Below are 19,948 nucleotides of genomic sequence, written 5' to 3' on the forward strand. Positions count from 1 at the left end.
AGGGCATTTCTTTATTTAGATAAACAATATTAAATTTCTAATACTAGAGTTAATCTTACATAAATCCTTAATATTAATTCCATTCCTTTATAACGTCCATGCTTTCTTTTGATGGGTAAAAGTTTTTATCCTGACCTTTTTCTCCTACTGCAAATATAGAAAATCCTTTTATATAATCTTTATCCCCAAATACATTTTTATAAGCCTCGAAACATCGTGCTTGTTCTTCATTATTTTCTATACTTGAAACATTACTATTCCACGGATGCATTGCTGCATAATTCCTTCTTGGAAAACCTAACTCCCCAAAGTATATTTGTTTATTATATTTCTTATAAAAATTATGTATTTCTTCTACTACATTCTGATTTCTATTATATATCTCAGTAGAGGTTAAATATTCTACTAACTCTTCTACTGTATTTTCTTCTTTATCACTTAACTCAAAATAAGCAGCTATAGATATAAAATCTACCGATGAAAATATCTTATTATTTAGCTTTTCATTATATTTATTAATGCTTTCTTCATCCCACTTTGCCGTATACCACCATGATGTTTTATATGTAACAAGACCATTAAATTTTTCTTTTACATACTCTATTATATCTATCCATTCATCTTGGTAACCTTCTAACTTAGTAAGATTCGAAGCAGTAATTATTATGTCAACATCATATTTATTAGCTATTTCATCTATTAACTTTCCTAAAATACACTTCCAATCCTCAAAAAACTTCTTCTTATCCTCTGGATCAAATTCTGTTTCATAGTCACTACCATTATTTATCCAAGGATAAGGTTCTAATATTACATTTATATTAGAAGACTTAAGTTTTTTAATTAGCTCTATAGCCTTTTCTTTGCTGTATTCATTAACCTTCATCTCATTTGAAGTTAACATTGGTATTTCTATAACTATTGGAACATTCACAGTATTAACCTTTAAAGATTCAATATCAATCATAACTTGATCAATCTCATAATCTGTAGATAAGTTTACTGATTTAATCTTATCCACATTTCCAGCATTTTCTTCTGTAATATTGTGGATATTTTTAAAATATAACCCACAAATTGTTAATAAAATTATTAAACCTAATATAATTGCTATTATTTTTTTCATAAATTCCTCTTATATATTTTTTTGATTGTTATTTATGATTATTTTACATTATTTTTACTATCTTTACTATTTTGCATATAAAAAGATTTTTAACTAATGTTAAATTCTTGTTATGAAAATTTAACATTAGAGTATTTATAAATCTATTGAATTAATATTTTTAGTTATATATAATTATCTTTAAAACTATATGGAAAATACTATATACTGAGTTAAATTTTATTTAAAAATAAATTATTTAGTACTATATTGAATTTAATATTATTTCAAATCACAAGACATTGTTTGCGTCTTTTTAGGTGTAGATTATGTCTTTTTACATGGTATCTATTAATAATGATTGAATAAGAAAAGGAGCATAATTTCTATTATGGAAGAACAGATACAAAAGTATTGGTTGTATAAGGTAACCACCGATATTTTTGGACAAACTATTATTTATTTAGTGATTAAGTTATCACAAATCTTTATAATTCTTAATAAAGAATCTAGTATACAAATATTATTCAATAAAAGTTATGAATTCAATAGTAGTTAATTTTTTTGTTAGCTTTAAGAGCTATATTGACTACAATCTATTGTTTTATTCTTTAAGGAGTGACTTTTAAATGGGATTAATAAACAAAATTAAACCTGGAAGAATTATTGTATTAGGTTTCTTGCTAGTAATATTATTAGGAACCATGCTACTAATGCTGCCTATATCTATAAATGATGGTGCTAGTGTATCTTTAATAGATGCATTATTCACATCTACAAGTGCTGTTTGTGTAACAGGTTTAATAGCTATAGATACAGCAGATACTTTTACCGTATTTGGAAGAACTGTAGTAGCTATGCTAATTCAAATAGGAGGACTTGGCGTTACATCTGTCGGTGTTGGTTTTATTCTTTTAATGAGGAAAAAAGTAGGGATTAAGGAAAGAACTCTTATAAAAGAATCTATGAATTTAGACTCATTAAAAGGGCTTGTAAAATTAGTTAAGTCAGTCTTACTTTTAACATTAATCTTTGAAAGTATAGGTGTGATCTTAAGTTATATTGTATTTTCAAAGGATTATTCTCCCTTAGATGCTTTAGGAATAAGTATGTTCCATTCAATTGCTGCATTTAATAATTCAGGCTTTGATATATTGGGAAATCTTCAAAATTTAATACCTTATCAAAGTAATATACTCTTAAATTTAACTACTTGTGGATTAATTATATTTGGTGGATTAGGATTTTTAGTTATTAAAGAGATTATTGAAAAAAGATCTTTTAAAAAATTTAGTCTACATACAAAGGTAGTTCTTATTACCACAGGTATACTACTAGTAGTTGGAACTGTAGTATTAAAGTTTACTGAAGATATCACATGGCTTGGAGCTTTCTTTTTTAGTACATCTGCTAGAACAGCAGGCTTTAGCACTTACCCACTAAGTAATTTTACTAATGCAGGGTTATTTATATTAACTATTTTAATGTTCATAGGAGCATCCCCTGGATCAACTGGTGGTGGAATAAAGACTACAACTATATTTACTTTATATAAGAGTATTTATAGTACATCTACAAATAGACATTGTGTAGCTTTCAAAAGAAGAATTCCATCTAATGTAATATTGAAGGCCTTTAACATTACACTGTTAGCATTATTTGTAGTATGTATGGGAACATTTATTTTAAGCATTTTAGAGCCAACTTACACCTTTATGCAATTGTTATTTGAAGTAACTAGTGCCTTTGGTACAGTAGGATTATCTACTGGAATAACTCCAAACCTTTCTGATCTAAGTAAGGTTATTATTTCATTAATTATGTTTATTGGAAGATTAGGTCCTATGACCATAGCCACTATTTGGTATTTCAAAGAACCATCAAATGCATATTATTCAGAAGAAGCAGTTATAATAGGATAGGAGAAATTTTTATGTTTAATTATAAATCAGTAGTAGAATTTGGGATAATCGGTATAGGAAGATTCGGATTTTCTTTAGCCAAAGCTTTAATAGAAGCAGGCAGAGAAGTTATAGTATTAGATTGCGATGAAAATAAAATAAAGCATATAAGATCGCTTACAGATAATGCTTTTGTTGTTGATAATTTAGACAAAGAAACATTACAGGAAACTGGAATTCAAAACTGTAAAACTGTTTTCGTATGTATAGGTGAGAAAATAGATATAAGTATATTAACAACATTAAATGTTATTAATCTTGGAGTTCCTAGAGTAATTTCTAAAGCAATAACTTATGAACAAGGTTGTGTTTTAGAAAAGATAGGTGCTGAAGTTGTATATCCTGAAAGCGATATGGCTATAAGAATCGCAAACAGACTATTAAACGAAGAAGCTTTAGAGTTTATTGAATTAAATAACGATATTCATATAGAAAAAGTAAAAATAACAAGTAAATTAGATGGTAAAACAATAATTCAATCTAAAATACGTGATGACTTTAACTTAAACATTATAGCTATGGAAAGAGGTAGAAATACAATAATCGAAATTGATCCAAGCCATATACTTAGAGAAGACGATTTAATTGTAGTAATAGGAAAGAAAAATAATATAAGAAATCTCGAAGATTTTCTAGGTAATAAGTAAATATTAATTTCTAACACAATAAAAAAATAGTAGCTCCAACCTAACTCAAAAGTTGGATAACTACTATTTTTTCTCTTCATGCAAGTAAACTTCTCACCTTTGACGAAGTCAAACCTTTCACTTCACCGTATGTGACCTTTCACCTTTTGCCTAGCAGAACCTTTCCCCTCACCGAAGGTGACTTTTCTCCTTTGCGCCAGCAAACCAGCCATTACTTTCTATATTTCTTAAGCATCATAATCACAACTATTGCTATAGTTATAAATAATCCAATTGCTACAATAATGAATATTTCTCCTTCTTTATTTACTTTTATTTTTTCATCTTTTATTTCATCTACCTTTTCTTTGGTATTATAATATAAATCTTCAACAGAACCATTTCTATCAATTACTACTGTATCTCCTCTTAATGATTTCGTAAGCGATAAATCATTTAAGTAGCTTGTAGCTAAATTTAAATCATTATTATCTGTTGCACTTATTACCATAGCTCCAAAGTCTGAGTTATAAGGCGATTTTATAAACTGTATAGAGGCTATTTGTGATGAATATTCTCCTATAAACTTAATTTTATCATTTGATTCAAATGCACTAAAATCACCATTAAACTTTAAGTTTAATTTACTATTTATATCTTTCAAAATATTATTTGTAGTAGGAGTTCCATAAATTATTACATTTGCCTTATTATCATCTTTATTAAACTCACTATCTTTTATAATCTGGACATTTCCAAGATTATATTTTGTATCTCGTCCCATAAATGATACTATATTTGAAACATTACTTAGGTCATTTGAAGTCATAGTGTCTGGTATTATAATTTTCAAATCATTAAAGTTACTATCTAGTACAAAAGGATATGGATAATTGCTAAATGTTAATTCATTATTATCTTCATAATCAAATTGAATATATGAAGTATTTACTATATATGCCCATGGATTATCAACATCTCTAGTAACACATTGTAAATCTTTTACGTTTAAATCAAAGGCTACCTTTACTTGATAATAGCTTTTCCCTAAAACATCACTTGGTATAGTAGCTTCAAATGTGTCATTATCCGCCTTATCAATATATAACCTCTTACTGCCTATAGGAATATCATTTAAGTAAACTGTCATAAGGGACCTATCAAAATCTAGATTTTCAGCATATCTAACATCAAACTTTATCTTTGATCCTTCTGCAACAACTTTATTTTTAGGTATATTTATATCTAAAATTATCTCTTGATTAAAAGGCCCCTTTACCATTAGATTTTCATACCCTAAATCTTTTAAATATATTCTATCTGTTCTTTCTTGAGTTACTAAATCCTTAACGTCACTATCTTTATTTATAACTATAGATGAGCCATTCAATTTTTTTATTAAGTCATTACTAGTTATAAGCTTACTACCTTTTATTAATAACTCCTCATCATTTGATATTAAAATTAACATCTTACTCTCTTTATTAAAAGGTGATTCTACCTGCTTTATTATACAATTATCATTTAATAAACTCTTTTCATTATCATTAAAAAGCTTAAGTATATTTTCTGGTGAATCTGTACCTTTTCCAATAAAGATAATATTATCATTTTTATTTTTTATGTTAGAATATGTATTAAATTCAAAGCTAAAATTATCATATTTTTTCTTTTCTCCAAAGTTGGCACTAAAAATCATTCCTGCACTTAACTCTGCTGATGAATAATTATCTGGAACTAAAATTGAAGTAGTTAATCTTGATCCACTATCTTCTTTTAAATATGTATTATCAAATTGGCTTAATATATTGGGAGAATCCTTGTAAGAATATTTAACATCAACATTGCTCTCTTTATGTATAACAAGCCAGTTTGCAGTATTAGCATCATCTCTACAAACTACATCTGAAATTGTCTTATATGCCTTAACTGTAATTTTATTATATCCACTTTGAATTAAATCCTTTGGTATTTGTATAGATACCTCTCTTTTATATTCTTTATTGCCATCTAACTTTTGAGAGGAAATAGGCGTATCATTTATTAATACTGTCACTGTAGAATAATCAATATCTAAAAGTTCACTTTTAGTTAATACTAGTTTTATCTTTGCATCCTCTACATTCCAATTATCTTCTACAGTAAAAAACTTATCAGTACTACTTATTACTCCACTCATCTTAATATCTTTATCAAAGGAATAATTTTTAACGTTTTTTGTATCTGCCAAACAAGAAATACTACTTGATAGCCAAATAAACATTGCCATTATTAAAGTAATTATCCTCATATCATCACTCCTAAAATCTTTCTGTCTTATACCACTTAGCTTCTCTCTTATGAATAGCATCTGAAAAATATCCGATCATACCTTTTATAGCAACTACTAGCCACATTTGAGAATAGCTAAAATACATTATTGCAGCTAAAAAAATATTTTCTAGTCCACCTTCACCCTTTTCCATACTTAAGGTAATACTTACTTGTAAAATAAATAAGACATAAGAAAGTATCCATATTACAAAAAAGTTAAATGGCACATTTATCTCTATTATTTTAAAAATACCTAAAACAAAGATGATGTCTGAAAGTACCACTGATGTTAAGAAAAGAAAATATACTGAGAAAAAATATAATATATCAAATAGGACTATATTTTGTTTTCCTTTAAATAAGTTTTTTATATACTTCACTAATACATATATATTTCCTTTAACCCATCTTGTTCTTTGCTTTAACCATACGTTAATTGTCTCTGGCTCCTGTTCCCATGTTACTGACTGTGGCACATACGTAATTCTTTGTCCCATCTTATAAATCCTAAAGCTTATCTCAGTATCCTCAGCAATAGCTTTAGTATCCCAACCGCCAAGCTTTTCTATAGTAGTCCTTCTTAATATAAAGTTTGTTCCTGGAATAGTACATAAGCCTAATAGTTGCTTTCTTCCTGCTTGAGCAATCCATTGAAAGCTTAAGGTTTCTATATTTATAAATTTAGTTAATATATTCTTATGCTTATTTCTAGTTCTAAACTTGCCTATTACAGCTCCTAAACTTTCATCTCTAACTATAGTCTGAACTAAGTATCTAAGCGCTGTTTTTTCTGGAGTATTATCTGCATCATATATAGCGATAAAATCGCCTTTTGCTTTTTGATATCCTATATTTAAAGCGTTAGATTTTCCCTTTCCTCCAGTTATATTATCTGTATTTATTATTGTAAAATTATATCTTCCATATCTATCTTTAATACTTTGAAGAATATCTTTAGAATTGTCTGAAGAATTATCATTTATAACTATAAGCTCCATCTTATCTCTTGGATAATCTAAAGATAAAAGCGATTCTACAGTCTTACCAATAACCTTCCCTTCATTATGAGCAGGAACTAATATAGATACAAAAGGATATTCATTAAGCTTCTCATCTTTAAAGCTTAAGCTTTTTAAATAATATATATATCCTCCTATGGCTAAAATTATATTAATCAGTAATATAGCCCATATTGATATTAAAGAAAATAAAAATATATAATCCGTAAATTTTAATCCTTTCACTTTTATCTCCTTTTAAATTTTCTAGTGTTTATTCTTCTAAAGATAATAAAAATCACAAAGAACAATACTAAAACTACTGTTATAAATATTATTACTACATCATTTATATCCTTTATAACTAAATCAAATTTTGATATTTCATTTTTAGGTTTTGCTTTACTTTCATCATAACTACACTCTATCTTCCCATTTTTAGATACTATGCTTATATCATCAATCTTCACGTAATTATCCATAGACTTTAAATCTAAAAACTTAACATCTTTATCTCTAAAAAAGCTTATACACTCTTTTAAGTAATTTATATCTAAATAAGGATGATAAAAGAAACCTCCAGTATATCCTCTTACCATAGATAATTTTTCAAAATTCTCTTTTATTTTTTCTACAGTGAAAATATCATCTTTATCTACGTAACCTAAATTTTCTGGAATAAATGTATTGAAAGCATCACTACCTCTTATAATGTATGGAAAGGTGCTAGTAGCAAATTTTTCATTATTATTTTGAAATTGCCCTATATAAGTTGAGAAGTATTTCTTTAGAACCTTGTACCCATCTATACTCATGGCATAATGTGGTGCTTCAAACCCTAAAGGATAAATTCCATTTTCTATACATAACCTTAGTCCACTTAATGCTCTATCTCTTATGTAAGTTTCCATATCCTCTTGGATGGGCACATTATTTTCTATATCCCAGAACTCATATCCTTCACCACTTATTTCCTCTTCTCCTAACTGATGAGTATATCCATGAAGTATAACTGTACCACCTTTAGATTGCATATACTTAATAGTCTCAACAAACTCTGGTACCATGTCCAAAGTATTAATAGTTTTAGTTTCATGGTCTAGAAAAGTAGGTATTAAAGCTATTATAAAAGGTACATTTTCAGAATATAAATAATCAGCTACTTCTTTTAGGGTATCAGTATCTCTAAATGGATGTACATCTTCTATTCTTACGAAAATTTTCCCTTCCTTAAACTCTTTAATGTCATAAAAGTCATTTAAAGAATCATCAAAGATATATCCATTTTCTAAATCCCACTTTGATATATAATAAAGATTTTTTTCATTTATTATATATGGATAGAAATTATAACCATCACTCATTGTAGCAATGGTACTGGATTTCGCTGATGGTTCTACTATATTAAAAGAGTATCCTACATCTATCACTATTTCGTTTTCCTTATATATTAGTTCAGTTATATTATTATTTTGAGAACTATATCTTAGATCATACTTATTACTATACTCTAAATAGTTTTGTATTTTATCTCCTATCCAATAAATCTTATCTTCATACTTTGATAAATCTTCTAAGAACTGATTATTTACTATATCATTTTGAATATTTATCACAAAGACAGAATCATATTTATTTATCTCTCCCTGTTCATATGAATTAATATCTCTTTCACTTACATCGCTATTAAAAACATATAAAAGTTCTTTTAAGTGATTGACAATATTCTCATCATATCTAAACCTATTTTCATTTTCATAGATTATTAATGCCGATGTGTCTCTTTTTGAATCAGCATATACAACACTTGTCAATATATTCAATACTATTAGCACTATTAGAGCTGATATAGTAACCTTTTTATACATCATATTGAAGCTCCTCTTCCGCTCTTATCTTAAAATCTACAGCGTCTTTAATACTGTCATCATGTTCTAAAATAGCTATTTTAGTATCTACACTAACTCCATCCTTCTTCTCTTTTATTTTTAAATTAAGATCTGCTATTTTATCTTTTATTCTATTTTTTACAACCTTAGCCCCTTCAACTTCAGTGCTAGGCATTATAATAGCTAAGGTATCATGTCCTATTGTATAAATCTCATCTTCATTTCTTACTGAACTTATAATAACATCCCTTACAGATCTCTTTAAGACATTAGTTCCCTCAACTCCAATAATATCTTTTATTTCCTTATAATAAGGTAGTTTAATTAGCATTAATGTACATTTACTTTTATGTCTAAGAGATTTACTAATCTCCTTTTCAAGTGCCTTATAAAATAACTTTACATTTCCCAAACCAGTTGCTTCATCTATAGTAACTAAGTTTTCATAATCATCTTTTAATTTCCTATTTTTCTCTTGAATAATGTTTATACTACTTTGTAGCTTTCCAGTAGTTAGGGTTACTATTGGTATTGAAATCATCCAAAGATATGAAATAATATCGATACTAACTCCTTTAACTAAGTTCATGTAAAATATGTAACTTGCATAAATAAATATTGTCATTGAAGCACTAATTAAGCCAATAACAATCCCCCCCGCATAAGTTATCATTACAGAAAAGAACGTTATACAAAGCATAACAAAATCTAATATTCCATTATTCTCATTTCTATAAGGTATAAAAAATGAAAATATTATAAATAACTCTAATATCAAACTTAAAAAGTAAGAATCAATTCTAATCGAAAGTTTATTCATCTTTAGTTATCCTCCATAATACTATTAGACTAATTCTATCATATTTTTTTAATTATTTTAATTTAATTCTAGTATTAGTATTATTTTACGACTTTTTCCGTCATATTACCCACTTAAATAATTTATAATTAAAAATTCTAAATTATAGATTTAAGAATAAATTTCCCAGTAGGAATTTCAAAAAAAAAGAAACTGCCTAAGCAGTTTCCGCCTTAATTTAGAATAGAAAATTTATAATTGTAAATTTTCTATATAATTAGCCTCCATAGAGTTAACCCTTTCTAGTAACTCCATAGCAATAGTATTTAGATTATATGCCCACTGATTACCCTCACAGTATCTAACATTTACATCATAGATACTCGTCCCATTGTAATATGCTCCATCTTCAGACAAATACATTTCGTCTATAAGATTTGTTATATACTCTAGAGAATGATTCCAATCATTAAAGGTCGCCCATCCCCCTGTCGCTGACTTAACACCTCCGATATTATTATTTAATAACGCTAAATCAGACGTTCCGTGACCTGACTCTTCCATGTTAAGAGCCATTAAAAATATTGCATTTACATTATGCTTACTTTCCATTTCATAATAAGAGTCCGATAATACTTGTAAATTTGATCCTTCTAGCAAACTGTATATTTGCTCTCTTGATAAGTTACTCTTTTCTCTTAAATTGTATGGATTATATATTATTTCTTTATCTATATCTTTCTTTTCGAATAATTCCTTAAGTAACTCATCTCTATCACTGACATTTAATTTTAAATTATTCATTGATTCTAATAAGTCATATTCATCATTAATATTATGAATTCCATTAACCTTTTGTATATTAGTATCAGTATTACTATCTGCTTCGCCTGGTATATCTATAACTACGCTAGCTTTAGTTGTCCCATCCTCAACTTCGCTTTCATATACCTTTAAAGAATCATTATATCTACTCTTACTTTCTACAGTGAGATTCCTCACCCCTGTTACTGGTTCTAATGTGCTTTCTACTGTGCTATTAGTTCCTGATAATAAAGTCATCATGTATATAGCACATAGAAATTTTGATACAATTATAATAAATAACACTCCTTTTCTAGAATAAAAATTAATCTAAATACTGTCTTATTTATCGCAGTTGTTATTTTAAACACATATAAAACCTCTTGTCAAATCTACTTTGCTAAAATTATTAAAAAATAATCATTATCCACAAATTGTTGATTACGCTTTCACAATCAATATATGGAGCCTCACATATTAGATAATATTTTGACAATCAAATTTGTGAACTTTTTGTGAACACACTTATTTTTATGCTTTATTTCGCCTTAAATTAAAAACTACGTAATGGCAAATTACGTAGTTTTTATGCATAAATTTTACATTATTTATTACTTTTATTATGAAATTTATCCACCAGTTTGTGTAACTTCTTTATACAAATTGAAGCTTTTTTCTTATAACTTTCTAATCTTAGTTGCCGATCATTTTATCTATCAACATAAATAAATCGATACTAACTATTCCTACCAAAACTTAGTATCTTCAAATATATAATTGCGCATTTGATTTGCCGCTGTTTCTCTATCAAATACTAAATAGTATATTCCACCTATCATTTGTCCTTGGCAATATCCATCTAAAGGAAACCTTTCTTGTTCTATATTTAGATAAAGTTTCTTCCACCTCCTCTGTAATTCCAATACTAGTTTTACTTATTTCTACATTCACCATTTTATTAAACAAATTATTTAAATAAAAATATTCCCCTACTATAGAAGTAACAACTATAGTAAATAATACTCCTATACTCCAAATTACAATTTTTTTACCTTTAGACATTTTAATCTCTTCACCTATCTTATAATATTTAAATCTTTACTATATGATATTCCTTAATATAAAAATAGGAGCACAAAAGTGCTCCTATTTTTATGTTATCTATGTAATATTTTCTTTTAAAATAATATTATATTTAAACTTTATTATACCTTATATATTTGAGGAACTATTAAATCCTAAGCCAAAAACTTAGAATACGAAATACATATTAGACTAACTATAACGCTTAAAGGATATGGATGAGATGAATAGTCATTTCCTGACTCATACATAATTACTTTATCTACATAAGATAATTCCCTAACCTTAGGGTTACTTGTAATTAAGTATATCTTAGGCTTATTTTTTCTCCTAAATGGGTTTCTATCTTCATAAGCTCGCTTAAAATAACTGCCTGACTCTGAAAAGATAATAATTAAATCTTCCTCGTTAGCATTATTAATATAATCAACTTGATCTGCAAACCTCATAGCTGTATTTACAAACTTATTATTAGTAAATAAATCTGTTTGTAAGTTTAAAGCAACATGCTGCGACTGTAGATATCCAAAGGCTGATACTTTTTTAAAATTATATATATCATGTACTAACTCTTCTATCTCTTCTGCTTTAATACTATTTTTGACTCTTTCTAAATTTACTATAACCTCATTGATATATACTGCTGTAATATCTTCTGATTCAATTCCATTAAAATAAAACTTCTGCTTAGCATGGCTTGATGCTTCAGAATATTTTGCTATTTGACACCGTAATTCATTAAAATCTTCTAGTCCAATATCTCGACAAAACCTAGATATACTTGAAACTGAAACATAACATTTTTTCGCTAATCCGCATATTGTGCATTTTTCTAAATTTGTTATATTATTTAACAGAAATTTAGCAATTTTATAATTATTTGAATCAATTGGTTCACTATTTACTGTAGATAGCAAAATTATTATCAAATTGAACATTTTTATCTTCTCCATTCCTCTTTATAGTATATATATACCATAAAAGGAATAAAAAATCTTTAAGTAATTAAATTTTTATCAATATTGTTTTTGCTATTTTATCATGTATAGTTAATGAATCTTTATTAAAGTAAGCAATTCCTATAGAAATAATAGTTACTATATAAGCTAAATAAGTCCATGGTGTGAAAATATTAAATGGAATGAATAATTGTACAAGCTGTCTTAAATAAATTGCAGTAGTAACAATTCCTCCTTCAAATAATGTGCTTCCTAACACTTCTCTTATTAAAATCGTTTTAGCATCAACTTCACTTTTATCTTGTTTTACTACCTTTATTTTTAATAACTTCTTACCTAAAGTCTGTCCCTTAAATATAAACATTGGTATGATAGCATAATAAATAATTCCACTAAGTACAGCAAATATTCCTAAAAATACCGCAATGTTTAAGTCATAATTTGCTAACTGAAAATCAGCGGCAGAAATATAAGTTTCTTTATTAAAATAAAAAGTAACAGGAATAGCTGCTATCATAGATGTGATATACCAATCTATAATCATCGCAACAAACCTTCTAGCCCTTAACTTCCCTATATCATACCCATTATTTGTGCTAAAAATCTTATTATTCCCTTTTTGATTCTTTTGTTGTTTTCCCATAATTAACTTCTCCTATATATAACTATATTTTATTCCTAATTGCACTTTAAGCTCTATTAGATAGTAGGTTCTAATAGAGCTATACCTTAATATATCAATAGAAGAGATAATCATTTAATAATTATCCCTTCTAATCTTAATATCTCTTAATATCAAATTGTTACCTTTGCATATATCATAGATATTACTTCTATGTATATTAGATATATACTACTCTATTATTTATGTATACTATCTTTGAGCTTCTAACTCAGCAATTTTTTCTTTAAATTGTGGTAAATAATCTTTGTTAGCTATTAACATATCATCTAATACTGCCTTTGCCTTGTCTCCATCATTTACTAATGGATTTATAGCTAATGCCTTAATAGCAGAGTTATAGTCACCATTTACCCCAGCTTGAACTGTTAACTCTTCATATGCTTTCATTAACGAAACTTGTCCACGCATACTTAATTCTAAATGACCTAAGTTAAATGGTTGAGCTCCCCATTTGTGTACTGAACAACAACATTCTATAGCAACATCATCTGGTAGGTCACTTATTGTTCCATTATTTCTAACGTTAACAAAGTGAACGGCACCATCATCATTGTATAATGAATCAATTAAGTTTACTGCAGCTTCAGAGTAATGAGCTCCTCCACGTTGCTCTAATTGCTTAGGTTTAACTTTTAAGTTTACATCCTTATATAATTCAAATAGTTCATCTTCTACCTTTTTAACTACTTCTCCTCTAGTGCCTTCTTCATTAGCAGCACGTTTACAATCTTCTACCATCTTTTCTCTAGTATAGTAGTATTTTAAGTATCCAGCTGGAATCATTCCTACTGCATCAAGAATATGACTTGGGAATGAGAAGTTAGGAATATTTTTCATTGAAATTTCTTTTCCATCCTTCATCTTATCGATAACTTCTTGAGTTCTATCAATTCCATCAACATATACCTTACGACCAAATACAAAGTGGTTTAATCCTGCAAACTCAACATAAACTCTTGATGGATCAACATCAAATAATTTAGCACATTTAACTTGCATTCCTAGAGGAACATTACATAATCCTATAGCTTTAACTCCACCATGCTTTAATATTGTTTCAGTTATAATTCCTGATGGATTAGTGAAGTTTACTAACCAAGCATCTGGGCATAACTCTCTAATATCCTTACAGATATCTAAGATTACTGGAATAGTTCTCATTGCTTTCATGAATCCACCAGCACCATTAGTTTCTTGTCCAATTAAATCATATTTTAGTGGAATTCTTTCATCACGGATACGAGCATCTAATAAACCAACTCTAAATTGAGTAGTTACAAAATCAGCATCCTTTAAAGCTGCTCTACGGTCTAAAGTTAAATGTACATTAAATCCAGCACCTGATTCTTCAACCATACGTTTAGCTAAATTTCCTACTATTTCTAACTTTTCTTTACCTTCTTCAACATCTACTAAGTATAAATCCTCAATAGGTAATTTACCTTCTAATTTCTTTTGAATAAATCCCTCTATAATTTCTGGTGTATAACTTGATCCTCCACCAATTGTAACAATCTTTAATCCTTTTTTCATCTCAATCACTCCTATGCTGTTGTAAATATATCTTTATCTAAAAGATTATCATCTTCTTCCGGACTACCATTTTCTTCTTCTAATTTTTGCTTTTCTAATAACTTAAAGAATGGGTAGTACATAAATACGTCTAATACTATTAATCCACATACCATTATTCCTGCTTTAATATCCATACATCCTAAGGCAGCTCCTATTGGCGCTGGTGTTGTCCATGGAGTTTCAATTATCCCTTTTCCAACTATTCCTGTAGCCATACACACATATGCAATAATAGAGTTAACAACAGGAACAAATATAAACGGAATCATCATAATTGGATTTAATACTAATGGTAATCCAAATATGATTGGTTCATTAATATTAAAGATAGCTGGTCCAATTCCTAATCTACCTAATTGCTTAAGCTGAACTGATTTACTACGTGCTAGTAAGAAACATAAGCTAAAAGTTGCTCCCCCACCACCAAGGTTTATGATATATGACCAGAATGGTTGAGTGAAGAAGTGAACAATAGGTTGTCCAGCTTCATATGCTGCTATATTATTCATTAAATACATTTGCATAAATGGCAATCTTACAAACTGTGTTATACTAGCCCCATGTAATCCAAAGAACCAGAATATTTGAGCTATAATTACTATCATACATATTCCTACTAATGAATCTAACCCTGACATTGCAGGTGCAAGTACTGTCATAATCATCTTAGGAATTAATTCACCACTTAAGTTTTGAACAATAAGTGAAGCTGAATAGAAAATAGCTACACAAGTAAATAGTGGTATTATTGAATCAAATGAAGATGCTATTGCAGGCGGAACACCGTCTGGCATTTTGAATCTTATATCCTTCTTTAATAAGAAATGCATTATTTCAACGCATCCAATACCAACTATAATAGCTGTAAATATTCCATTGGCATCTAAAAATGATGTAGATAAAAAGCTACCCTGTTTACTTAACAAATCAGCTGCTGTAGCTCCATCAACAATTAAGTTAGAAGTTACTGCCTTTGTTGTTGGTGCAGATACTAATAAAAATACTGCTGTTGAAATAACTGATGCATTTAATTCAGGCATCTTATAATGTTTTGCTAAACTATATGCAATCGAAAATACAATAAATAACCCCATTAATCCCATTGTCATATTAAACGGTAGTTTTAATGCATCACCATTAGCTTTTGCCCAAGTATACCATCCTAATAATAACTTACTAATGATACCCTCTCCTGATACTTGTTCGGCTGTAAATGGTGGTGTTGCAACGATTAGGCACATACCTCCAAGAATTGATAATGGAATAGCTACTGTCATACCATCCTTAATTGCTTGAATGTGCCTTTGTGTACCAACTTTATTTGCAATAGGTACTAAATACTTATCTGCAAATTGATTAAATTTATTCATAAATTCTCACTTCCTTTCGTGAGTTATTATAGCAAATATACTTATATCAACTTCGTTTTTTCCATACACCAGAAAAAATTTCCACAAACTGAAAAACAAATTCTTCCATATGTAAGTTTTATTCCTTTTCCTTATGAAAAAAGCCCTATGCAATTTGCATAGAGCTAATTTTATAAGCTATTTCTTAATTATTTTAACGTGGTTCTATTAAATTATAATACTTAATTGTATCTTCAATTATATTTAATACTTCATCATTGTTATATATTCTTTGACTAGTTGTTCCTAAAAAACCTTTTGGTGTCATTAAAGTAGTTGCTTTTAACTTAAACTCCTTTGGTGTACACTCACAATATTTCTTAAACGCCTGAGTCATATAACGATAATCTGAAAATCCGCATTGATAGCAAATATCTACTAACTTCATATCAGTTGTAAGAATAAGTTCTCTAGCATGATTAAACCTTACAAATGTTAAATAATCTTGAAAGCTTAACTCTAAATACTTATGAATAAATCTTGATAAGAAATATACAGATACCCCTTCCCTATCAGCCATATCTTTTAGTGAAATCTTATCATAATAATTTTCTTCTACATAATTAATAATTCTTCCTAACCTAAGTTTATTTTGACAACTATCTTGGCTTTTATCATTATAAATATCATACCTTGAATAATTGTCTAATAAATAAACAAACATAATATTTATCATGCTTGCACATCTAACTTTATAAAAATCAGATTTTTCTATGTAAAGTCTAGCAAGATTTAAAAAAGTATATATCAGTAACTTATGCTTTGGGCTATATGTACAGTGTCCTTTGAATGTAATTTGATTAATTTGTGAGAAATATCCCTCAAAATACTTAGTAGAAATATTTAATACTAAAAAAGTTGATGTTTCATTGCTTGAAATTATTTCGTGCTTTTCATTACTATTAATTATGATAATATCTCCTTGATGGAATTCAAATTTTTCATCATTAATTATAAAAATAGGATTACCTTTAAAAACAAATAGAACTTCTATCTCTGGGTGAGTATGCGGTGATCTATATTCTATATCAACAACAAATAACTTCATATTATCTATACTTGGATAATAAATAACCTCTAACTTTTCACTCATAATTACGTCCCCCTTACTAAATATTATAACTAACTATCTTAAAGCTAAAATAATCTTTTTGCCATAAGTGCAAGATTGTTATACTAACTTATAAAATTAATCATATTTATAAACTAACTTCCCTTGTATAATTTATACATGAAATGTTAACGTTTTAATTATAACTATAGGGGGATAAATTATGAAGAAAAAATCTAAATTTAAACTTACAGCAATACGAGGACTAATTCTATCAATTATTTTCACTTTATTATGTGCTGTTAGTGCTAACCTACTTTTAAGTAACTTTGGAAAAGTTAAAATTGAAACTACTACTGTACAAACACGTTCTGGAGATAACGTAAGTATTAGAATATATAGCCCAAAGGCTGCAACAGCTGATAATAAAGCACCTGCTGTTGTATTTGCCCACGGTTTATCAACAACAAAAGAGTGCTATGCTCAATATGCTCTTGAACTAGCACGTCGTGGATTCGTAGTTGTTACACCTGACATGTTAAACCACGGTGGTTCTGATATAACACCTTATGAAACATTCTTTACTGATATGAACGCTGATGCATATGGAGTTTACGCTGCAGTAAAATATGTATCCGAATTAGATTATGTAGATTTAGATCAAATAGGTATAGCTGGTCACTCAATGGGTGGTAATGCTACAAATATGAGTGTTACATTAGACAACATGAGTGGAAACCCAGTAATATCTGCTGTTTATTTAGTTGCAAGTAACCCAATGTTTACAGATTTCGAAGGAAACTGGGTAAATATTTATGGAGATCGTAATGTAGGTCTTTACTATACATACTATGACCATGTTTACTTTAGCACTAAAGATGCAAATGGAGCACCTGTTCCTGCACAACAATTCTTAGATTCAAATGAAGCTAAATCTTTTGTAAGCTTTGGGCAAGATCCAAGCACACTTACAGATGTTAAAGTAATTCCTGGACATACTTATACTACTGATATGAATGGAAAACAAGTTATTCGTCGTATTACAAAAGCAGATGAAATTCATCCTAAGCCACAAGGTGGTAATGGTGCAGTAGCTGCTGTTGTAGACTTCTTCCAAGAATCATTTGTTGCGCCTAACTACGAAGTTGGTGGTATGCAAATTTGGAATTTCTACTCCCTTGCTTCTGTTTTAGGATTATTTGGAGCATTAGCAATTTGCGTATTTACTATTGCAACATTAACAAAAACTAAATTCTTCTCAAGCTTAAAAGCTGAAGATAACAAACAATTAAGACCTGCTCCTAATAAGACAGGAAAGATATGGTTCTGGGTATTAACTATAGCTAACTGTGCATTTGCATTCTTAAGCGTATCATTTATATTCAAAAAAGGTTATGGATACTTTGCTACAGAAGTTTTAGCACAGCAAACTACTAATATCTATGCACTATGGTCATTAGCAAATGGTATATTCATGTTAATAACTTCATTTGGTTCATACTACTTATATGCTAGAAAGCAAGGAGATACATTAAAGTCATGGGGTGTAAGAATCTCAATTAAAGACTTCTTAAAATCACTTTTACTAGCTGTAATTGGAGTATTAAGTGTACTAGCTGTTTTATATATTGCTCAATACGTATTCCAAATAGATTTAAGATTCTACCTATGGGGTATGCGTGAAATGAGATTAGATCATTTATACTTATTCTTTACTTACCATTCTTCTTAGTATTTGGTATAGCTGTAAGTATTGCTATAAACTCAGCTTACTACTCTAAGATAGGTAAAGAACCAATATTATTAAATGATTTATTCTTTGCATTTATGAATATGATTCCTGCATTTACTATTACTTTTATCGGATACTACCTATTTGCAAAAACAGGATTCCAACCAAATATATTTGGAGCACCATTTACATTCACATATATGATTAATGCAATACCAGTATTCCCAGTAGCAGTGCTTCTACTACGTCGTTTAGCTAAATATTGTAATAACCCATATATCCCTGGAATCATAGTAGGTTCATTACTATGCTTCATGCAAGTAGCTTCAGTATTTACTTGTCATACATTCATGTTTATGGGATAAAAAATCAGCCTTGTGCTTTATTGCACAAGGCTTAAAATTTCTTATATTAAAATAATATTTAAGTACTATTTATTTTTTATCTAGCATATTTTTCAATACCCACTCATCTAATTCTTCTTCTGTAGTTATTTCAATAGCCTCATCAATAACTTTTCCATCCTTTAAATAATACATTGATGGAACCGCATTAAACTCTGAGAATATAGTATTTATTTTTCTTCTATTACTTTGAATTTCTTCATCAGTTGTACCTTCATTATCTAAAACAACTTCATTTATTTCCACCGAATGATTTTTCAAGTAATTATTCAACACTTCCTTTAGCTTTATACAATCATTGCATGTAGTTATGCTATAAAGTATTATGCTTTCCTTTTCCTCCTTAGCTAATTCTAGTGACTCATCTAATGTAATTTCTGTTATGGAGCCTGGGCTATTATCCCTGATATATTTGTCACATCCAATAAGACTAAATATTAATAAAAAAACTATTATAATACCAGTAAATTTTTTCATAAAAATCCTCCCAATATGTATTATTACAACCAACTTAATCTCACGTTGATTTCACCATTTACCTATCAACATAATAAC

General features: G+C 28.3%; 17 protein-coding genes. 4 read left to right on the top strand and 13 right to left on the bottom strand.

The features are described from left to right. Window positions 1–73: 73 nt before the first annotated feature. Window positions 74–1,126 carry a glycoside hydrolase family 113 gene (locus tag H8S20_RS04285; RefSeq protein ID WP_186859360.1) on the bottom strand — a complete coding sequence of 351 codons (1,053 nt, stop codon included), beginning with the start codon at window positions 1,124–1,126 and terminating at the stop codon, window positions 74–76. Window positions 1,127–1,734: 608 nt separating this feature from the next. Here H8S20_RS04285 and H8S20_RS04290 point away from each other — a divergent pair. Then, entirely contained in the window at window positions 1,735–3,027 is a 1,293-nt protein-coding gene (locus H8S20_RS04290; protein WP_032120083.1) for a TrkH family potassium uptake protein, read from the top strand. A gap of 11 nt (window positions 3,028–3,038) precedes the next feature. After that, on the top strand, window positions 3,039–3,713 hold the full coding sequence (locus H8S20_RS04295; protein ID WP_032120084.1) for a potassium channel family protein: 675 nt from the start codon (window positions 3,039–3,041) through the stop codon (window positions 3,711–3,713). A 211-nt stretch (window positions 3,714–3,924) separates the two neighbouring features. On the opposite strand, the gene H8S20_RS04300 is transcribed toward H8S20_RS04295, so the two are convergent. The 11 genes from H8S20_RS04300 to H8S20_RS04350 form a co-directional block, all read right to left on the bottom strand. Beyond that, window positions 3,925–5,982, bottom strand: coding sequence for a cellulose biosynthesis cyclic di-GMP-binding regulatory protein BcsB (locus tag H8S20_RS04300; RefSeq protein ID WP_186859361.1), 2,058 nt, complete (start codon window positions 5,980–5,982; stop codon window positions 3,925–3,927). A gap of 10 nt (window positions 5,983–5,992) precedes the next feature. After that, a complete protein-coding gene (locus H8S20_RS04305; protein ID WP_186859362.1) occupies window positions 5,993–7,249 on the bottom strand; it encodes a glycosyltransferase family 2 protein in 1,257 nt (418 codons plus the stop codon). A 2-nt stretch (window positions 7,250–7,251) separates the two neighbouring features. Continuing rightward, complete coding sequence (locus H8S20_RS04310; protein WP_186859363.1) at window positions 7,252–8,874, bottom strand: DUF2334 domain-containing protein; 1,623 nt, start codon at window positions 8,872–8,874, stop codon at window positions 7,252–7,254. Next, a complete protein-coding gene (locus H8S20_RS04315) occupies window positions 8,864–9,712 on the bottom strand; it encodes a GGDEF domain-containing protein (RefSeq protein ID WP_186859364.1) in 849 nt (282 codons plus the stop codon). Before H8S20_RS04315 ends, H8S20_RS04310 begins: the two co-directional genes overlap by 11 nt. 231 nt (window positions 9,713–9,943) lie before the next feature. Beyond that, a complete protein-coding gene (locus tag H8S20_RS04320) occupies window positions 9,944–10,756 on the bottom strand; it encodes a glucosaminidase domain-containing protein (protein WP_186859365.1) in 813 nt (270 codons plus the stop codon). 546 nt (window positions 10,757–11,302) lie between these two features. Beyond that, window positions 11,303–11,557: a hypothetical protein gene (locus H8S20_RS04325; RefSeq protein WP_186859366.1), complete on the bottom strand. Its 255-nt coding sequence runs from the start codon at window positions 11,555–11,557 to the stop codon at window positions 11,303–11,305. Between the two features lie 176 nt (window positions 11,558–11,733). Next, window positions 11,734–12,516 (bottom strand): MurR/RpiR family transcriptional regulator, encoded by a 783-nt coding sequence (locus H8S20_RS04330; RefSeq protein ID WP_186859367.1) that lies wholly within the window; start codon window positions 12,514–12,516, stop codon window positions 11,734–11,736. 67 nt (window positions 12,517–12,583) lie between these two features. Continuing rightward, window positions 12,584–13,180: an RDD family protein gene (locus H8S20_RS04335; RefSeq protein WP_186859368.1), complete on the bottom strand. Its 597-nt coding sequence runs from the start codon at window positions 13,178–13,180 to the stop codon at window positions 12,584–12,586. Window positions 13,181–13,411: 231 nt separating this feature from the next. Next, window positions 13,412–14,755 carry a 6-phospho-beta-glucosidase gene (locus H8S20_RS04340; RefSeq protein WP_186859369.1) on the bottom strand — a complete coding sequence of 448 codons (1,344 nt, stop codon included), beginning with the start codon at window positions 14,753–14,755 and terminating at the stop codon, window positions 13,412–13,414. 11 nt (window positions 14,756–14,766) lie between these two features. Continuing rightward, the gene (locus H8S20_RS04345) at window positions 14,767–16,167 is read right to left on the bottom strand and encodes a PTS sugar transporter subunit IIC (RefSeq protein WP_186859370.1); all 1,401 of its coding nucleotides are present in this window, start codon (window positions 16,165–16,167) and stop codon (window positions 14,767–14,769) included. A 193-nt stretch (window positions 16,168–16,360) separates the two neighbouring features. Next, complete coding sequence (locus tag H8S20_RS04350) at window positions 16,361–17,299, bottom strand: AraC family transcriptional regulator (protein WP_186859371.1); 939 nt, start codon at window positions 17,297–17,299, stop codon at window positions 16,361–16,363. A 181-nt stretch (window positions 17,300–17,480) separates the two neighbouring features. Here H8S20_RS04350 and H8S20_RS04355 point away from each other — a divergent pair, with 181 nt between their 5' ends. Both H8S20_RS04355 and H8S20_RS04360 read left to right on the top strand, forming a co-directional pair. Then, window positions 17,481–18,989 (top strand): alpha/beta hydrolase, encoded by a 1,509-nt coding sequence (locus H8S20_RS04355; protein ID WP_186859372.1) that lies wholly within the window; start codon window positions 17,481–17,483, stop codon window positions 18,987–18,989. 95 nt (window positions 18,990–19,084) lie between these two features. Further along, window positions 19,085–19,354, top strand: coding sequence for a hypothetical protein (locus H8S20_RS04360; protein WP_186859373.1), 270 nt, complete (start codon window positions 19,085–19,087; stop codon window positions 19,352–19,354). 69 nt (window positions 19,355–19,423) lie between these two features. On the opposite strand, the gene H8S20_RS04365 is transcribed toward H8S20_RS04360, so the two are convergent. Continuing rightward, window positions 19,424–19,870 carry a hypothetical protein gene (locus tag H8S20_RS04365; RefSeq protein WP_032120097.1) on the bottom strand — a complete coding sequence of 149 codons (447 nt, stop codon included), beginning with the start codon at window positions 19,868–19,870 and terminating at the stop codon, window positions 19,424–19,426. Window positions 19,871–19,948 lie beyond the last annotated feature (78 nt).

The organism is Clostridium hominis (genome assembly GCF_014287825.1).
Classification (GTDB): Bacteria; Bacillota; Clostridia; order Clostridiales; family Clostridiaceae; genus Clostridium; species Clostridium hominis.